This is a genomic window from Pseudomonas sp. 8(2025), assembly GCF_052665325.1.
On sequence record NZ_JBQOIE010000002.1, the window covers coordinates 566,295 to 580,836 of the forward strand.

Consider the following 14,542-nt stretch of genomic DNA (forward strand, 5'->3'; position numbering starts at 1 on the left):
ACCCTTCTATTCATATTCCTAAAAGTTAGTTTATTTAATTTTTATACGCGCATAGGGTATATGCACCGGACCACCGGACATTCTTGATTCTGATTTCGCCGCATGACGCGGCCTATCCAAAAGATGTGAGGTAGGTATGGTCCGGAACACAATCACCCCAGTGCAGATCGCCAGGGCATTGCGTGCAGCCAAGGAGTGGCACTGATGTCCAGTCTGATCGAAGCCCAGGTCCAGAGTGACCTGGATATCGCTCCCCTTTTGCTGCCCGCTCGGGTTCTGCGCAACGACGCCGAAGCCCTTCAGGCTGCCCATGAATTGGCCGACGCGGCCCGCCAGCAGGCCGCCCAGCGCGACCGCCAGCGCAAGCTGCCCTGGGCGCAGATCGAACAATTCACCCGCAGCGGCCTGGGCAGTATTTCCGTGCCCCGCGCCTACGGCGGGCCACAGGTTTCCTTCGTCACCCTGGCCGAAGTCTTCGCCATCATTTCCGCGGCCGACCCGGCCCTGGGGCAGATCCCGCAGAACCAGTTCGGCATCCTCGGCCTGATTCTCGGCTGCGGCACCGAGCGGCAGAAGAAACAGCTGCTGCAGAGCGTCCTGGAAGGCTGGCGCATCGGCAATGCCGGCCCGGAACGCGGCACCAAGAACACCCTGGAACTCAAGGCACGGATCACCGCCGACGCCGACGGCCACGTGATCAATGGCCAGAAGTTCTACTCCACCGGCGCCCTGTTCGCCCACTGGGTGGCGGTCAAGGCACTCAACGAGGAGGGCCGCCAGGTGCTGGCCTTCGTCCGTCGTGGCACCCCGGGGCTGCGCATCGTCGACGACTGGTCGGGCTTCGGCCAGCGCACCACCGCCAGCGGCACCATCCTGCTCAACGATGTGCGGGTGGACGCCGAGCTGGTGCTGGACAACTGGCGGATCAACGAAACACCGAATATCCAGGGCGCGGTATCCCAGCTGATCCAGGCCGCCATTGACGCCGGCATCGCCCGGGAAGCCGTGGCCGACGCCATCCGTTTCGTTCGTGAACGAGCACGCCCGTGGATCGATGCCAACGTCGAGCGGGCCGGCGATGACCTGTATGTGATCGCCGACATCGGCAAGCTGCAGATCGAACTGCACGCCGCCGAAGCCCTGCTGCGCAAGGCCGGGCAGGTGCTGGACCAGGTCAGCGCGGCGCCGATCACTGCCGAGTCCGCGGCCCGCGCCTCCATCGCCGTAGCCGAAGCCAAGGTGCTGACCACCGAGATCTCGCTGCTGGCCAGTGAAAAGCTCTTCGAGCTGGCTGGCAGCCGCGCCACCCTCGCCGAATTCAACCTCGACCGTCACTGGCGCAACGCCCGGGTGCACACCCTGCACGACCCGGTGCGCTGGAAGTACCACGCCGTGGGCACCTATCACCTGAACGGCACCTTGCCTGCCCGGCACTCCTGGATTTAACCGCCCAGAACGCTTTTGACCAGATCTCTGGAGAAACACATGTCTCTTTCCCAACACGTCGCGGTCATTACCAGCGATGAGCAAGCCCTGATTGTCGCCAGCGACCTGGCGGAAGATTTCAAGCGCGACAGCGCCCTGCGCGACCGCGAGCGGCGCCTGCCGCACCCCGAGCTGGAAGCCTTTTCCCGCTCCGGCCTGTGGGGCATCAGCGTGCCCAAGGAATACGGCGGCGCCGGGGTTTCCAACGTCACCCTGGCCAAGGTCATCGCCCTGATCGCCGAGGCCGACGCCTCCCTGGGGCAGATCCCGCAGAACCATTTCTACGCCCTGGAAGTGCTGCGGGTGAATGGCAGCGAGCCGCAGAAGCAGCGGCTGTATGCCGAAGTCCTGGCCGGCCGGCGTTTCGGCAACGCCCTGGCCGAGCTGGGCACCAAGACCGCCCACGACCGCACCACCCGCCTGAGCCGCGACAGCAACGGCCCGGGCTACCGCATCGACGGGCGCAAGTTCTACGCCACCGGCGCCCTCTACGCCCAGCGCATCCCCACCTCGGTGGTGGATGAACACGGCGTGCAGCAACTGGCCTTCGTCCCCGCCGACGCCCAGGGCCTGGACGTGATCGACGACTGGAGCGGCTTCGGCCAGCGCACCACCGGCAGCGGCTCGGTGCAATTCGACCACGTGTGGGTGGACGAGGCCGACGTGGTGCCGTTCCAGAGCGCCTTCGAGCGCCCGACCCCAGTCGGCCCGCTGGCGCAGATTCTCCACGCCGCCATCGACACCGGCATCGCCCGCGCCGCCTATGAAGACGCCCTGCGCTTTGTGCGCACCAAGACCCGGCCGTGGATCGACTCCGGCAACGACAAGGCCACCGACGACCCGCTGACCATCAAGAGCTTCGGCCACCTGAGCATCCGCCTGCACGCCACCGAGGCCCTGCTGGAGCGCGCCGGGGAGTTCCTCGACAAGGCCCAGACCCAGACCAACGCCGACACCGTGGCCGCCGCGTCCATCGCCGTGGCCGAGGTCCGCGCCCTGAGCACGGAAATTTCCCTGGCCGCCGGCAGCACCCTGTTCGAACTGGCGGGCAGCCAGGCGACCCTGGCCGAGCATGGCCTGGACCGCCACTGGCGCAATGCCCGGGTACACACTCTGCACGACCCGGTGCGCTGGAAGTACCACGCGGTGGGCAACTACTACCTGAACCAGCAGAACCCGCCGCTGCGGGGGACCATCTGATGGCCGCGCCACAAACCACCAAGAAGAAGATCCTGCTCAACGCCTTCAACATGAACTGCGTCGGGCACATCAACCACGGCCTGTGGACCCACCCGCGGGACAACTCGACCCAGTACAAGACCCTCGAATACTGGACCGAACTGGCTCAGTTGCTGGAGCGCGGGCTGTTCGACGGGCTGTTCATCGCCGACATCGTCGGGGTCTACGACGTCTACCAGAACTCGGTGGACGTGCCCCTCAAGGAGTCTATCCAGCTGCCGGTGAACGACCCGCTGCTGCTGGTCTCGGCCATGGCCGCAGTCACCAAGAACCTGGGGTTCGGCCTCACCGCCAACCTCACCTACGAGGCGCCCTACCTGTTCGCCCGGCGCCTTTCCACCCTCGACCACCTGAGCCGTGGCCGGGTCGGCTGGAACATTGTCACCGGCTACCTGGACAGCGCCGCCCAGGCCATGGGGCTCAAGGAGCAGATCGAGCACGACCGCCGCTACGACCAGGCCGACGAGTACCTGGAGGTGCTGTACAAACTCTGGGAAGGCAGTTGGGAGGACGACGCGGTCCTTAACGACCGCGAGCAACGCATCTATGCCCAGCCGGGCAAGGTGCACAAGGTCGAGCACCAGGGCGAGTTCTACCAGGTCAGTGGCTACCACCTGTGCGAGCCGTCGCCGCAACGCACCCCGGTGCTGTTCCAGGCCGGCAGCTCGGACCGCGGCCTGCTGTTCGCCGGGCGCCACGCCGAGTGCGTGTTCATCAGCGGGCAGAACAAGGCCGCGACCAAGGCCCAGGTGGACAAGGTCCGCGCCAGCGCCGTGGCCGCCGGGCGCAATCCCGGAGACATCAAGGTGTTCATGGGCCTCAACGTGATAGTCGGCGAGACCGAGGAACTGGCCTGGAAGAAACACGCCGAATACCGCAGCCATGCCAGCGCCGAAGCCGGCGTGGCGCATTTTTCCGCGTCCACCGGGATCGATTTTTCCCAGTACGAGATCGACGAGCCGATCCAGTACGTGAAGAGCAATGCCATCCAGTCGGCCACCAAGAACCTGCAGAACAACGACTGGACCCGACGCAAGCTGCTGGACCAGCACGCCCTGGGCGGCCGCTACTTCACCGTGGTCGGCTCGCCGCAGCAGGTGGCCGACGACCTGGAATCCTGGATCGCCGAAACCGGCCTGGACGGCTTCAACCTGACCCGCATCGTCACCCCGGAAAGCTACGTCGACTTCATCGACCTGGTCATCCCCGAACTGCAGCGCCGCGGCTCCTACAAGACCGCCTACGACGATGGCACCCTGCGGGAAAAGCTCTTCCGCCAGGGCCGCAAGCTGCCCGAACAACACACCGGCGCGGCCTACCGCCGCTAAACGCTTCGCCGGCAAGCCGGCTCCTGCACACCTCACTGTAGGCGCTGGCTAGCCAGCGAAGAGGCCCGCAACCACACCCCATTCCCTGGCCCCGACTCGGACCCTGACCCCTATGAAAACCAAACGCCTGCGCCACCCGCTCAAAGCCCTGGCCCTCGCCCTCGGCCTGTTCAGCAGCGCCGTCTTCGCCGCCGACGCGCCGCTCAAGGTCGGCACCACCGCCGCCTTCGCCATTCCCCTGGAGGCCGCCGTGGAAGAGGCCGGCAAGCAGGGCCTGAAAGTCGAGCTGGTGGAGTTCACCGACTGGATCGCGCCCAACGTCAGCCTGGCCGCCGGTGACATCGACGTGAACTACTTCCAGCACATCCCGTTCCTGGAAAACGCCAAGGCCGCCGCCGGTTTCGACCTGGTGCCCTTCGCCCCGGGCATCATCAACAACGTCGGCCTGTACTCGAAGAAATACAAAAGCTTCGACGAACTGCCACAAGGCGCCAGCGTGGCCATCGCCAACGACCCGATCAACAGCGGGCGCGGCCTGCAACTGCTGGCCAAGGCCGGGCTGATCACCCTCAAGCCGGGCGTTGGCTACAAGGCCACCGAAGAAGACATCGTCAGCAACCCGAAGAAGATCAAGATCCTCCAGGTCGAAGCCGTGCAACTGGTGCGCGCCTATGACGACGCTGACCTGGTCCAGGGCTACCCGGCCTACATCCGCCTGGCCAAGACCTTCGATGCCGGCTCGGCGCTGCTGTTCGACGGCCTGGACCACAAGGAATACGTGATCCAGTTCGTCATCCAGCCCAAGAGCAAGAACGACCCGCGGCTGATCAAGTTCGTCGACATCTACCAGCACTCGCCTGCCGTTCGCAACGCTCTGGATAAAGCCCACGGCAAGCTCTACCAAGCCGGCTGGGAAGGTTGAGATGAGTGTCGCGACGCTACAGCGCAAGCTGCCGGAAGCGGCGCCCCGGCGCGCCGAGCAGACCGAGCTGCACCCCGAACTGAATCGCGCCCAGGTGCGCTTTATCGGCCTGGGCAAGACCTACCAGGGCCAGCAGGGTCCGGTGCAGGCCTTGCACGATATCGACCTGTCGATCCAGCGCGGCGAGGTGTTCGGCATCATCGGCCGCAGCGGCGCCGGCAAGTCGTCGCTGATCCGCACCATCAACCGCCTGGAGCAGCCCAGCAGCGGCCGGGTGCTGATCGACCAGGTGGACATCGGCGACTTCGACGAAGACCGACTGGTGGCCCTGCGCCGGCGCATCGGCATGATCTTCCAGCACTTCAACCTGATGTCGGCCAAGACCGTATGGCACAACGTCGAGCTGCCGCTGAAGGTGGCCGGGGTACCCAAGGCCGAGCGCGAGCGCAAGGTGCGCGAGCTGCTGGATCTGGTGGGCCTCAAGGACAAGCACCGGGCCTACCCGGCGCAGTTGTCCGGCGGCCAGAAGCAGCGGGTGGGAATCGCCCGGGCCCTGGTCCACGATCCCGAGATCCTGCTGTGCGACGAGGCCACTTCGGCCCTGGACCCGGAAACCACCCAGTCGATCCTCGGCCTGCTGAAAGAGATCAACCAGCGCCTGGGCCTGACCATCATCCTGATCACCCACGAGATGGCGGTGATCCGCGATATCTGCGACCGGGTGGTGGTACTGGAGCACGGGCGCATCGTCGAGCAGGGGCCGGTCTGGGAAGTCTTCGGCAACCCGCAGCACGAGGTCAGCAAGACCCTGCTGGCGCCCCTGCAGCACGGCCTGCCGGAAGAACTGCAGAACCGCCTGCAAAGCCATCCGACGTCTTCCGATGCGGCGCTGGTGCTGAGCCTGCGCTTCACCGGCAGCAGCCATGAGGAACCGGACCTGGCGGCGCTGTTCGGCGCCCTGGGCGGCCGCGTACGCCTGCTGCAAGGCGGCGTGGAACGCATCCAGGGCCACGCCCTGGGGCAACTGCTGCTGGCAGTCCAGGGCTCGTCCCTGGAGGCTGCGCAACTGCGCCAGCGCGCCGGGCAATGGGCACAGCAAGTGGAGGTACTGGGCTATGTGGTTTGATCGCTTGTTGCAGGGCGTCCTCGACACCCTGCTGATGGTCGGCGTGTCCTCGCTGATTGCCCTGCTGGCGGGGATTCCCCTGGCGGTGATCCTGGTCACCAGCGGCAAGGGCGGGATCTACGAGGCGCCGAACCTGAACCGGGCGCTGGGGGCCTTTGTGAACCTGTTCCGCTCGATCCCGTTCCTGATCCTGATGGTGGCGCTGATCCCCTTTACCCGGCTGATCGTCGGCACCACCTACGGCGTGTGGGCCGCCGTGGTGCCGCTGACCATCGCCGCCACGCCGTTCTTTGCGCGGATCGCCGAAGTCAGCCTGCGTGAGGTCGACCACGGCCTGATCGAGGCCGCCCAGGCCATGGGTTGCCGGCGCTGGCATATCGTCTGGCACGTGCTGCTGCCCGAGGCGCTGCCGGGCATCGTTGGTGGCTTCACCATCACTTTGGTGACCATGATCAACTCCTCGGCGATGGCTGGGGCGATTGGCGCGGGTGGCCTGGGGGACATTGCCTACCGCTACGGTTATCAGCGTTTCGACAGCCAGATCATGCTCACGGTGATCGTGCTGCTGGTGATTCTGGTAGCCGCGATCCAGCTGGGTGGCGACCGTCTGGCGCGGGTGCTGAACAAGCGTTGAGGGCTGTGGTGTCCGTTCGGACGCCTTAGCGAGCAAGCTCGCTCCTACCAAGGACGGTGATCATCCCGTAGGAGCGAGCTCGCTCGCGAACAGGCCGCCAGGCCGTCATTGGCGGTATATTGGCCGCCTCCTCTCTAGCCACGCAGCCCGCCATGAAACTCGCCCCCGACGATCTCGACAGCATCACCGCCACCACCCTCGGCCACTACCAGCAGGTGGCCGAGGACTTTCGCGAAGGCACCCGCAACCACGATGTGAGCCAGAACATCGACGCGCTGCTGCGGCACATTCAGGGCTCGGCGCCATTCACCGTGCTGGATTTTGGCTGCGGCCCCGGCCGCGACCTGCAGGCCTTTACCCGCCTGGGCCATGTCGCCGTCGGCCTCGACGGCTGCGAGCGCTTCGCCCAGATGGCCCGGGAAGACAGCGGCTGCGAGGTCTGGCAGCAGGACTTCCTCAAGCTCGACCTGCCGGCTGAACGCTTCGACGGGATCTTCGCCAACGCGGTGCTGTTCCACATTCCCCGCCAGGAACTGCCGCGGGTGCTCAAGCAACTGCATGCCAGCCTCAAGGACGGTGGCGTACTGTTCAGCTCCAATCCCCGGGGTGACAACCAGGAAGGCTGGAACGGCCCGCGCTATGGTGCCTACCACGACCTGGCGGCCTGGCAGGCGTTGCTGACGGATGCCGGGTTCGTCGAGCTGGAACACTACTACCGCCCCGCCGGCCTGCCCCGGGAACAGCAACCGTGGCTGGCCAGCGTCTGGCGCAAGGCCTGATCCCCCTGCGAGGAGCCGGCTCGCCAGCTGCTACGAGGCCGTGGGGGGCCTACGCCCCCTGCAACGCCGCATACCCCGTAGGAGCCGGCTTGCCGGCGAAGGCACTTGCGAGTCAGGCGCCTGTCTCTCGGGCCTCTTCGCTGGCAAGCCAGCCCCTACGGAAATAGCCAGCGCCTACGAGGCCGTGGGCCGGGTGCGCTCGGTGTCCTTGCTCGGTTCCTTGATCTTGTACCAGGCCACGTACAGCGCCGGGAGGAACAGCAGGGTGAGCAAGGTGGCAACGATGATGCCGCCGATCATGGCGTAGGCCATCGGCCCCCAGAACACTTCCCGGGCAATCGGGATCATCCCCAGGCTGGCCGCCGCCGCGGTCAGCAGGATCGGCCGCCGTCGATGGTGGGTGGCTTCCAGCACCGCGTCCCAAGGGTGATAGCCCTCACGCTCGTATTCGTCGATCTGGGTCACCAGGATCACCGAGTTGCGGATGATGATGCCGATCAGCGCCAGGATCCCGAGGATCGCCACAAAGCCCATGGGCGTGCCCGTGGGCACCAGGGCCAGGACCACGCCGATCAGCCCCAGGGGCGCCACGCTGGCCACCAGGAACAGCTTCTGCACGCTGTGCAGCTGGATCATCAGGAAGGTCGCCATGAGGAACAGCATCAGCGGCACCACCTTGGCGATCGGCCCCTGGGCCTTGCCGCTTTCCTCCACGGTGCCGCCGGTGGCCACCGAATAGCCGGCGGGCAGTTGCGCGGCGAAATGGTCGATGTCCGGCTTCAGTTGCTTGACCAGGTCGGTGGGCTGGATCGCATCGCGCACCGCGGCCTTGATGGTGATGGTCGGCTTGCGGTCGCGACGCCACACCAGCGGCTGCTCCAGCTCGTAGCGCACGCTGGCGAACGCCAGCAACGGGATCGAAGTGCCGTTGGGGGTGACGATCTGCAGGTTCTGCAGGGTTTCCGGGGAGCCGCGCTCGTTGTCGTCGGCGCGACCGACCACGTTGATCAGGTAGATGTCGTCATGCACCTGGGTCACGGTGGAGCCGCTGACGATGCTGTTCATCAACTGCGCCACGTCTTCGGAGGACAGCCCCAGTTGCCGCGCCTTGTCCTGGGCGATGTCGATGCGCAGCACTTTGCCGGGCTCGTTCCAGTCATAGATGATCTCGCCGATGTGCGGGTTCTTGTCCAGCTCGGTGGCCAGTTCGATGGCGTGCTTGCGCACCTGGTCGATGTCCTTGCCACTGACCCGGTACTGAATCGGCCGCCCCACCGGCGGGCCCATTTCCAGGGCCTGCACATAGCTGCCGATGCCGACGAAATCTTCCCGCAGGCGTTTCTGCAAGCGCTGGGTCAGGGCCGTGCGTTGCTCCAGGCCCTTGCTGACGATCACCAGCTGGGCGTAGTAGGGGTTCTGCAGTTGCTGGTCCAGGGGCAGGTAGAAACGGATCGCGCCCTCGCCGATATAGGTGCTCCAGCGCTCGATGTCCGGGTCGTCCTTGAGGGTGGCCTCCAGGCGGTCCACGGCCTGACGGGTCTCGTTGATCGAAGCGTTCTGCGGCAGGTTGAGGTCAACGAGGATCTCCGGCCGGTCCGATGACGGGAAGAACTGGTTCTGCACGAAACGCATGCAGAACACCGAAGCCACGAACAGCAGCACGGTGATGCCGATGGCCCACCAGCGGTTGCGCATGGCCCACAGCAGGCCACCGTTGAAGGCCCGTCCGATACGCCCCGGCTCATCGGAATGGGGTTTGACGTTGGTGCTGAGGATGTGGATGCCGATCACCGGGGCAAACAGTACCGCGACTATCCACGACACCAGCATGGCCACCGCGATCACCGCGAACAGGGTAAAGGTGTACTCACCGGCAGAACTGGCGTTGAGGCCGATGGGCACGAAGCCGGCCACGGTCACCAGGGTCCCGGTGAGCATGGGAAAGGCGGTGGAGGTGTAGGCGAAGGTCGCTGCCTGCTCCTTGCTCTCGCCCTTCTCCAGCCGCGTGACCATCATTTCCACGGTGATCATCGCGTCATCCACCAGCAGCCCCAGGGCGATGATCAGCGCCCCCAGGGAGATCCGCTGCATGGTGATGCCGCTGTACTCCATGAACACGAAGACCATGGCCAGCACCAGCGGAATCGAGCAGGCCACCACCAGCCCGGCGCGGACCCCGAGGCTGATGAAACTCACCACCAGCACGATGATCACCGCCTCGAACAGGGCGCTGGTGAAACCGCCCACTGCCTCTTCCACCACCTCGGCCTGGTCGGAAACCTTGTGCACCCCGACGCCCACCGGCAGGTCGGCGGTGAGCTGGTCCATGCGGGCGTGCAAGGCCTTGCCGAAGTCCTGGATGTTGCCGCCCTTCTTCATGGCGATCGCCAGGCCGATGGCCGGCTTGCCATTGAAGCGGAACAGCGGCGTGGAAGGGTCGACATAGCCGCGGCTGATCTCGGCGATGTCCGCCAGCCGGTAGAAGCGGTCGTTGAGCCGCAGGTTGACCGTGGCCAGGTCCTTCTCCGAGGCGAACTGCCCGGACGTGCGCACCGAGATGCGCTCCGGCCCAGCCTCGATCACCCCGGCCGGAGTCACCGCGTTCTGCGATTGCAGGCTCTGCAGGACCTGGCGCTGGTCGATGCCCAGGGCCGCCAGCTTGCGGGTGGAGAAGTTCAGGTAGATGACTTCATCCTGCTCGCCGACCATCTCCACCTTGCCCAGGTTCGGCACTTCGCGGATCTGCGCCCGTACCTGTTCCACGTAGTCGCGCAGCTGGCGCATGCTCAGGCCATCGGCGGTGAAGGCGTAGATCGAGCCGAACACATCGCCGAACTCATCGTTGAACCCCGGGCCCTGCAGGCCCTGGGGAAAGTCGCCGCGGATGTCGTTGATCTTCTTGCGCACCTGGTACCAGATCTCGGGAATGTCCTTGGCACTGGTGGTGTCGCGCAGGTAGACGAAAACCGTCGATTCGCCGGGGCGGGTGTAGCTTTTCACGTAGTCCAGCGAGTCCAGCTCTTCGAGTTTCTTCTCGATGCGGTCGGTGACCTGCTTCAGGGTTTCTTCCTGGGTCGCACCGGGCCAGCGGGTCTGGATGACCATGGTCTTGATGGTGAAGGACGGGTCTTCCTCGCGCCCCAAATTCATGTAGGAAAACACGCCCATCAGCAGCGCGACGAACATCAGGTACCAGACGAAGGACTGATGCTTGATCGCCCACTCGGACAGGTTGAAGCTCCCTTTGCTGTCGGGCGTCATTGTGCGCGGTCCTCATCGATTTTGACTTTCTGCCCCGGCTTGAGGCTGTTGACCCCGGCACTGACCACCCGCTCGCCGGGCTTGACGCCCTGGCTGATCAACGCCGAAGCGCTGTCGCGGCTGAGCACCGTGACCTCGCGCGGAGCCACCGTCTGGCTCTGGGGGTCGACGACCCAGATCCGGGTCTTGCCCTGCACCTCTTGCAGGGCGGTCAGCGGCACCTCGGTGCGCGGCTCGATGGCCGAGCTCAGGGTCACGCTGATGGCGGTGCCCAGGCGAAAGGCCTCGGGCGTGTCCTTGAGGGTCAGGCGGGCGCGGCGGGTACGGGTTGCACTCTGGGCCTGGGGTTCGATCTCACGCACCGTGGCGGTGGTGCTGATGCTCGGATCCAGCTGTGCCGCGACCTTGAATTCCACACCGGCCGGCAACTGGTCCACCAGGCTGGCCGGCAGGTCGATCACCGCTTCCTTGATCTCCGGCCGGGCCAGGGTCACCACTTGCTGGCCGGCGGTCACCACCTGCCCGGCCTCGGCGTTCCAGGCGGTGATCACGCCGCCGTGATCGCTGCGCAGTTCGCTGTAGTTGAGCTGGTCCCGAGCCTGGCGTACCGAGGCCTTGGCCTGGTCCAGGGAGGCACCGGTGGTCTTCAGGTCGGTCTGGGCGATGTCCAGTTGCGCCTGGGCGCCCACGCCGCGATCGAACAGTTCCTGCTGGCGCCTGGCATTGGCCTGGGCGTTGATCCACTGCGCCTCGACCTTGGCCAGGTCGCCCTGGGCGGCCCGCAGCTGGTTCTGCTGGTCGGTGGGGTCCAGAGTGGCCAGCAAGTCCCCGGGGCCCACTTCGGCACCGACATCAACATTGCGGTTGGCAATGCGCCCCGGCACCCGGAAGCCCAGGTTGGTCTCGTAGCGGGCCTGGATGGTGCCGGCAAAACGCCCCAGGCTTTCCTCGGCCTGGGGCGCCACCCGGAACGACAGCACCGGGCGCACCGGCTCCGGCGCCGGCTCTTCCCTGGAGCAGCCCAGCAACAAGGCGCTGGCACACAACAACGGCAGCAGGCGCTTCATGGCTGTGCTCCCTGGTCGCTCGTTTGCGAGGCGATCTCCACGAACATCCCCGGGTGCAGCAACTGCCCACCCGCCACCACCACTTTCTCGCCGCCCTTGAGGCCGTCGCTGATGATCACCTTGCCGGTGAGGTAGCGCCCGACCTTCACCGTGTGCAGGGCCGTCTTGCCGTCCTCGCCCACCAGCCACACGGCAGGCTCGCTGAGATTCTTGGTCAGGGCCGACCAGGGCAGCACCACACTGGCCTTGCCATGGGCCCGGGCGGTGGCGCTGACCACCGAGCCCAGGTCCATGCCCGCCGGCAACGAATCGAGCACCACCTTGACCTGCACCGTGCCGCTCTGGGCCGAGACCACCGGCGTCACCTCGCGCACCTTGCCGGTGGTGGTCACCTTGGGGTTGTCCAGCAGGCTGATGTGAATGGTTTCCTGGCCCGGTGGCTGCATCAGCAGCGACTCGTAGACGTTGAACACCGCATCGCGCTCGCCATCCCGGGCCAGGCTGAAGATCGGCACCGTGGCCTGCACCACCTGGCCGACCTCGGCCTGGCGCGCGGTGATCACCCCCGGAGCCTCGGCCACCAGCTCGGTGTAGCTCAGTTGCTCGCGGGCGTTGGCCAGTTGCGCCTGGGCCGCGCTCAGGGCGCTCTGGCTGCTGCGCAGGGCGGCCTGGGCCGAATCGTATTCGCTCTGGCTGGTGTAGCCCTTGGGCAAGAGCTTCTGCTGGCGGACAAACGCCGCGCCGGCCTGCTTGACCCGGGCCTGCTCGGCGAACACCGAGGCCGCGGCAGAATCGACATTGGTCTGCAGGTCCTTGGGATCGAGCTTGGCCAGCACCTGTTGCGCGGTAACCCGATCGCCGACATCGACCATGCGCTGGATGATCTTGCCGCCGACGCGGAACGACAGTTCGGTCTGCACCCGGGCCTGGACGTCACCGGTCAGGGTCACCGAAGGGGCGAAGTCACTGCTCTGCACCTCCAGGATGCGCACCCGCGGGCGCTCCTTTTCCCCGGGCTTTTCCGCCCCGCAGCCGCCAAGCAGCAGCAACAGGGTCAATCCCACTATCCACTTCGAATTGAACGCAGCCATGCAGGCTCCTTTTGCGTGATGCTGTCTCGCCAGTGACGTTACGACTGTGAGCTTAGAACAGGGTTCAACCGCTGCACGCCAGTCTCATCAGAGAGGGTTTCGGTGGCGCGGAGCTTGCTCCCGCTGACCGGCCGGCACCCCGGGGCGCAGCAGCCGCAACGGCCCTCGACGCGCTCTATCCTGGCAAGCACAACGTCGGTTTCGAGGGCCGCCGCAAGCAAGCTGCGGCTTCACAAATCAGGCACACTGCGCACCACGCAACAGGAGACCCGGCATGCTCAAGACCCTGGCAGTGGCCAACTACCGCTCCATCAACAAACTGGTAATTCCCCTGGGTCGGCTGAACCTGGTCACCGGCGCCAACGGCAGCGGCAAGTCCAACCTGTACCGCGCCCTGCGCCTGCTGGCGGAGACCGCCCAGGGCGGCGTGGTCAACGCCCTGGCCAAGGAAGGCGGGCTGGAATCGACGTATTGGGCCGGGCCGGAACAGATCAGCCGACGCATGAGCCAGGGCGAGGTACCGATCCAGGGCGGGCCGCGCAAGGCCGCCAGACGCCTGCAACTGGGCTTTGCCGGTGAGGACTTCGGGTACGCGATCAGCCTGGGGCTGCCGGATTCCAGCGGCCATTTCATGTTGCCCGGGCACAGCTCGCCGATTGCCTCGCGCTTCACTCTCGACCCGTGGATCAAGCGCGAGAGCATCTGGGGCGGGCCCCTGTACCGCTCGGCCAGTGCCCTGGTGGACCGCCAGGGCCCGATGATACGAGCCCGTGCGGGCCGCCAATGGGAGGTGCTGGCGCAGCACACGAGCAGCGGCGACAGCCTGTTCGACCGGGTGGGCAACCTGAGTTCATCGCCCGAGGTCCTGCATCTGCGCGAGCAGATCCGTGGCTGGCGTTTTTATGACCACTTGCGCACCGACAGCCAGGCACCCGCGCGCCGACCACAACTGGGCACCCGCACCCCGGTGCTGCACCACGATGGCCGGGACCTGGCCGCCGCGTTGCAGACCATCATCGAAGTGGGCGATCAGCAGGCATTGCACGAAACCATCAGCGATGCCTTCCCCGAGTCGCGGCTGGAGATCGATGCCGTTCCGGGGGGGCTGTTCGGGGTGCAGTTCTATCAGGAAGGCCTGTTGCGACCGTTGTCGGCCGCGGAACTGTCCGACGGCACCTTGCGCTACCTGTTGCTGGTAGCGGCCCTGCTGACCCCACGACCACCGACCCTGATGGTGCTCAACGAACCGGAGACCAGCCTGCACCCGGACCTGTTGCCGGCCCTGGCGCGCCTGATCATTCGCGCCTCGCAGCAGTGCCAGGTGTGGGTGGTGTCCCACGCCCGGCGGCTGATCGCGGCCTTGCAGCAAGACCCCGAATGCAACTGCATCGTGCTGGAGAAACAACTGGGCCAGACCGCCATCGTCGGCCAGCGCATGCTGGACGAACCGGCGTGGAACTGGCCCGATTGACCCCTCCCCGCCGGCCCCGACTGCCATGCCCCCCGTAGGAGCCAGCTTGCTGGCGAAGAGGCCCTCAAGCCCTGCACCGTCCTCGCGGACGCCTTCGCTGGCAAGCCAGCTCCTACAAATACACCCTCTGTAGGAGCCA

General features: G+C 66.0%; 11 protein-coding genes. 8 read left to right on the forward strand and 3 right to left on the reverse strand.

Annotated elements, in window-relative coordinates; genetic code table 11:
* Window positions 1–204 precede the first annotated feature (204 nt).
* The 7 genes from ACUXVH_RS06420 (at window position 205) to ACUXVH_RS06450 (ending at window position 7,513) form a co-directional block, all read left to right on the forward strand.
* Entirely contained in the window at window positions 205–1,446 is a 1,242-nt protein-coding gene (locus tag ACUXVH_RS06420) for an SfnB family sulfur acquisition oxidoreductase (RefSeq protein ID WP_053148467.1), read from the forward strand.
* A gap of 39 nt (window positions 1,447–1,485) precedes the next feature.
* Complete coding sequence (locus tag ACUXVH_RS06425; RefSeq protein WP_445494248.1) at window positions 1,486–2,685, forward strand: SfnB family sulfur acquisition oxidoreductase; 1,200 nt, start codon at window positions 1,486–1,488, stop codon at window positions 2,683–2,685.
* On the forward strand, window positions 2,685–4,052 hold the full coding sequence (locus tag ACUXVH_RS06430) for an LLM class flavin-dependent oxidoreductase (protein ID WP_047335399.1): 1,368 nt from the start codon (window positions 2,685–2,687) through the stop codon (window positions 4,050–4,052). The genes ACUXVH_RS06425 and ACUXVH_RS06430 overlap by 1 nt, the downstream gene beginning before the upstream one ends.
* Window positions 4,053–4,164: 112 nt before the next feature.
* Entirely contained in the window at window positions 4,165–4,974 is an 810-nt protein-coding gene (locus tag ACUXVH_RS06435; protein WP_445494250.1) for a MetQ/NlpA family ABC transporter substrate-binding protein, read from the forward strand.
* Window position 4,975: 1 nt separating this feature from the next.
* A complete protein-coding gene (locus ACUXVH_RS06440) occupies window positions 4,976–6,100 on the forward strand; it encodes a methionine ABC transporter ATP-binding protein (RefSeq protein ID WP_445494252.1) in 1,125 nt (374 codons plus the stop codon).
* On the forward strand, window positions 6,090–6,734 hold the full coding sequence (locus ACUXVH_RS06445; protein ID WP_047300926.1) for a methionine ABC transporter permease: 645 nt from the start codon (window positions 6,090–6,092) through the stop codon (window positions 6,732–6,734). Before ACUXVH_RS06440 ends, ACUXVH_RS06445 begins: the two co-directional genes overlap by 11 nt.
* Window positions 6,735–6,886: 152 nt before the next feature.
* Window positions 6,887–7,513 carry a class I SAM-dependent methyltransferase gene (locus tag ACUXVH_RS06450; protein WP_445494255.1) on the forward strand — a complete coding sequence of 209 codons (627 nt, stop codon included), beginning with the start codon at window positions 6,887–6,889 and terminating at the stop codon, window positions 7,511–7,513.
* Window positions 7,514–7,687: 174 nt separating this feature from the next.
* Here ACUXVH_RS06450 and ACUXVH_RS06455 read toward each other — a convergent pair whose 3' ends face one another.
* From ACUXVH_RS06455 to ACUXVH_RS06465, 3 genes are read right to left on the reverse strand one after another with little or no spacing between them, the layout of a single operon-like run.
* Window positions 7,688–10,774, reverse strand: coding sequence for an efflux RND transporter permease subunit (locus ACUXVH_RS06455; RefSeq protein ID WP_011058618.1), 3,087 nt, complete (start codon window positions 10,772–10,774; stop codon window positions 7,688–7,690).
* Complete coding sequence (locus ACUXVH_RS06460) at window positions 10,771–11,841, reverse strand: efflux RND transporter periplasmic adaptor subunit (protein WP_210692854.1); 1,071 nt, start codon at window positions 11,839–11,841, stop codon at window positions 10,771–10,773. Before ACUXVH_RS06460 ends, ACUXVH_RS06455 begins: the two co-directional genes overlap by 4 nt.
* Complete coding sequence (locus ACUXVH_RS06465; RefSeq protein ID WP_011058616.1) at window positions 11,838–12,932, reverse strand: efflux RND transporter periplasmic adaptor subunit; 1,095 nt, start codon at window positions 12,930–12,932, stop codon at window positions 11,838–11,840. Before ACUXVH_RS06465 ends, ACUXVH_RS06460 begins: the two co-directional genes overlap by 4 nt.
* 274 nt (window positions 12,933–13,206) lie before the next feature.
* On the opposite strand from ACUXVH_RS06465, the gene ACUXVH_RS06470 reads away from it, so the two are divergent.
* Entirely contained in the window at window positions 13,207–14,403 is a 1,197-nt protein-coding gene (locus tag ACUXVH_RS06470; RefSeq protein WP_445494259.1) for an AAA family ATPase, read from the forward strand.
* Window positions 14,404–14,542 lie beyond the last annotated feature (139 nt).

Excerpts from the sequence above, each read along its gene's own strand:
- ACUXVH_RS06420 (WP_053148467.1), top strand. The coding sequence starts at position 205 with ATGTCCAGTCTGATCGAAGCCCAGGTCCAGAGTGACCTGGATATCGCT.
- ACUXVH_RS06425 (WP_445494248.1), top strand. The coding sequence starts at position 1,486 with ATGTCTCTTTCCCAACACGTCGCGGTCATTACCAGCGATGAGCAAGCC.
- ACUXVH_RS06430 (WP_047335399.1), top strand. The coding sequence starts at position 2,685 with ATGGCCGCGCCACAAACCACCAAGAAGAAGATCCTGCTCAACGCCTTC.
- ACUXVH_RS06435 (WP_445494250.1), top strand. The coding sequence starts at position 4,165 with ATGAAAACCAAACGCCTGCGCCACCCGCTCAAAGCCCTGGCCCTCGCC.
- ACUXVH_RS06440 (WP_445494252.1), top strand. The coding sequence starts at position 4,976 with ATGAGTGTCGCGACGCTACAGCGCAAGCTGCCGGAAGCGGCGCCCCGG.
- ACUXVH_RS06445 (WP_047300926.1), top strand. The coding sequence starts at position 6,090 with ATGTGGTTTGATCGCTTGTTGCAGGGCGTCCTCGACACCCTGCTGATG.
- ACUXVH_RS06450 (WP_445494255.1), top strand. The coding sequence starts at position 6,887 with ATGAAACTCGCCCCCGACGATCTCGACAGCATCACCGCCACCACCCTC.
- ACUXVH_RS06455 (WP_011058618.1), bottom strand. The coding sequence starts at position 10,774 with ATGACGCCCGACAGCAAAGGGAGCTTCAACCTGTCCGAGTGGGCGATC.
- ACUXVH_RS06460 (WP_210692854.1), bottom strand. The coding sequence starts at position 11,841 with ATGAAGCGCCTGCTGCCGTTGTTGTGTGCCAGCGCCTTGTTGCTGGGC.
- ACUXVH_RS06465 (WP_011058616.1), bottom strand. The coding sequence starts at position 12,932 with ATGGCTGCGTTCAATTCGAAGTGGATAGTGGGATTGACCCTGTTGCTG.
- ACUXVH_RS06470 (WP_445494259.1), top strand. The coding sequence starts at position 13,207 with ATGCTCAAGACCCTGGCAGTGGCCAACTACCGCTCCATCAACAAACTG.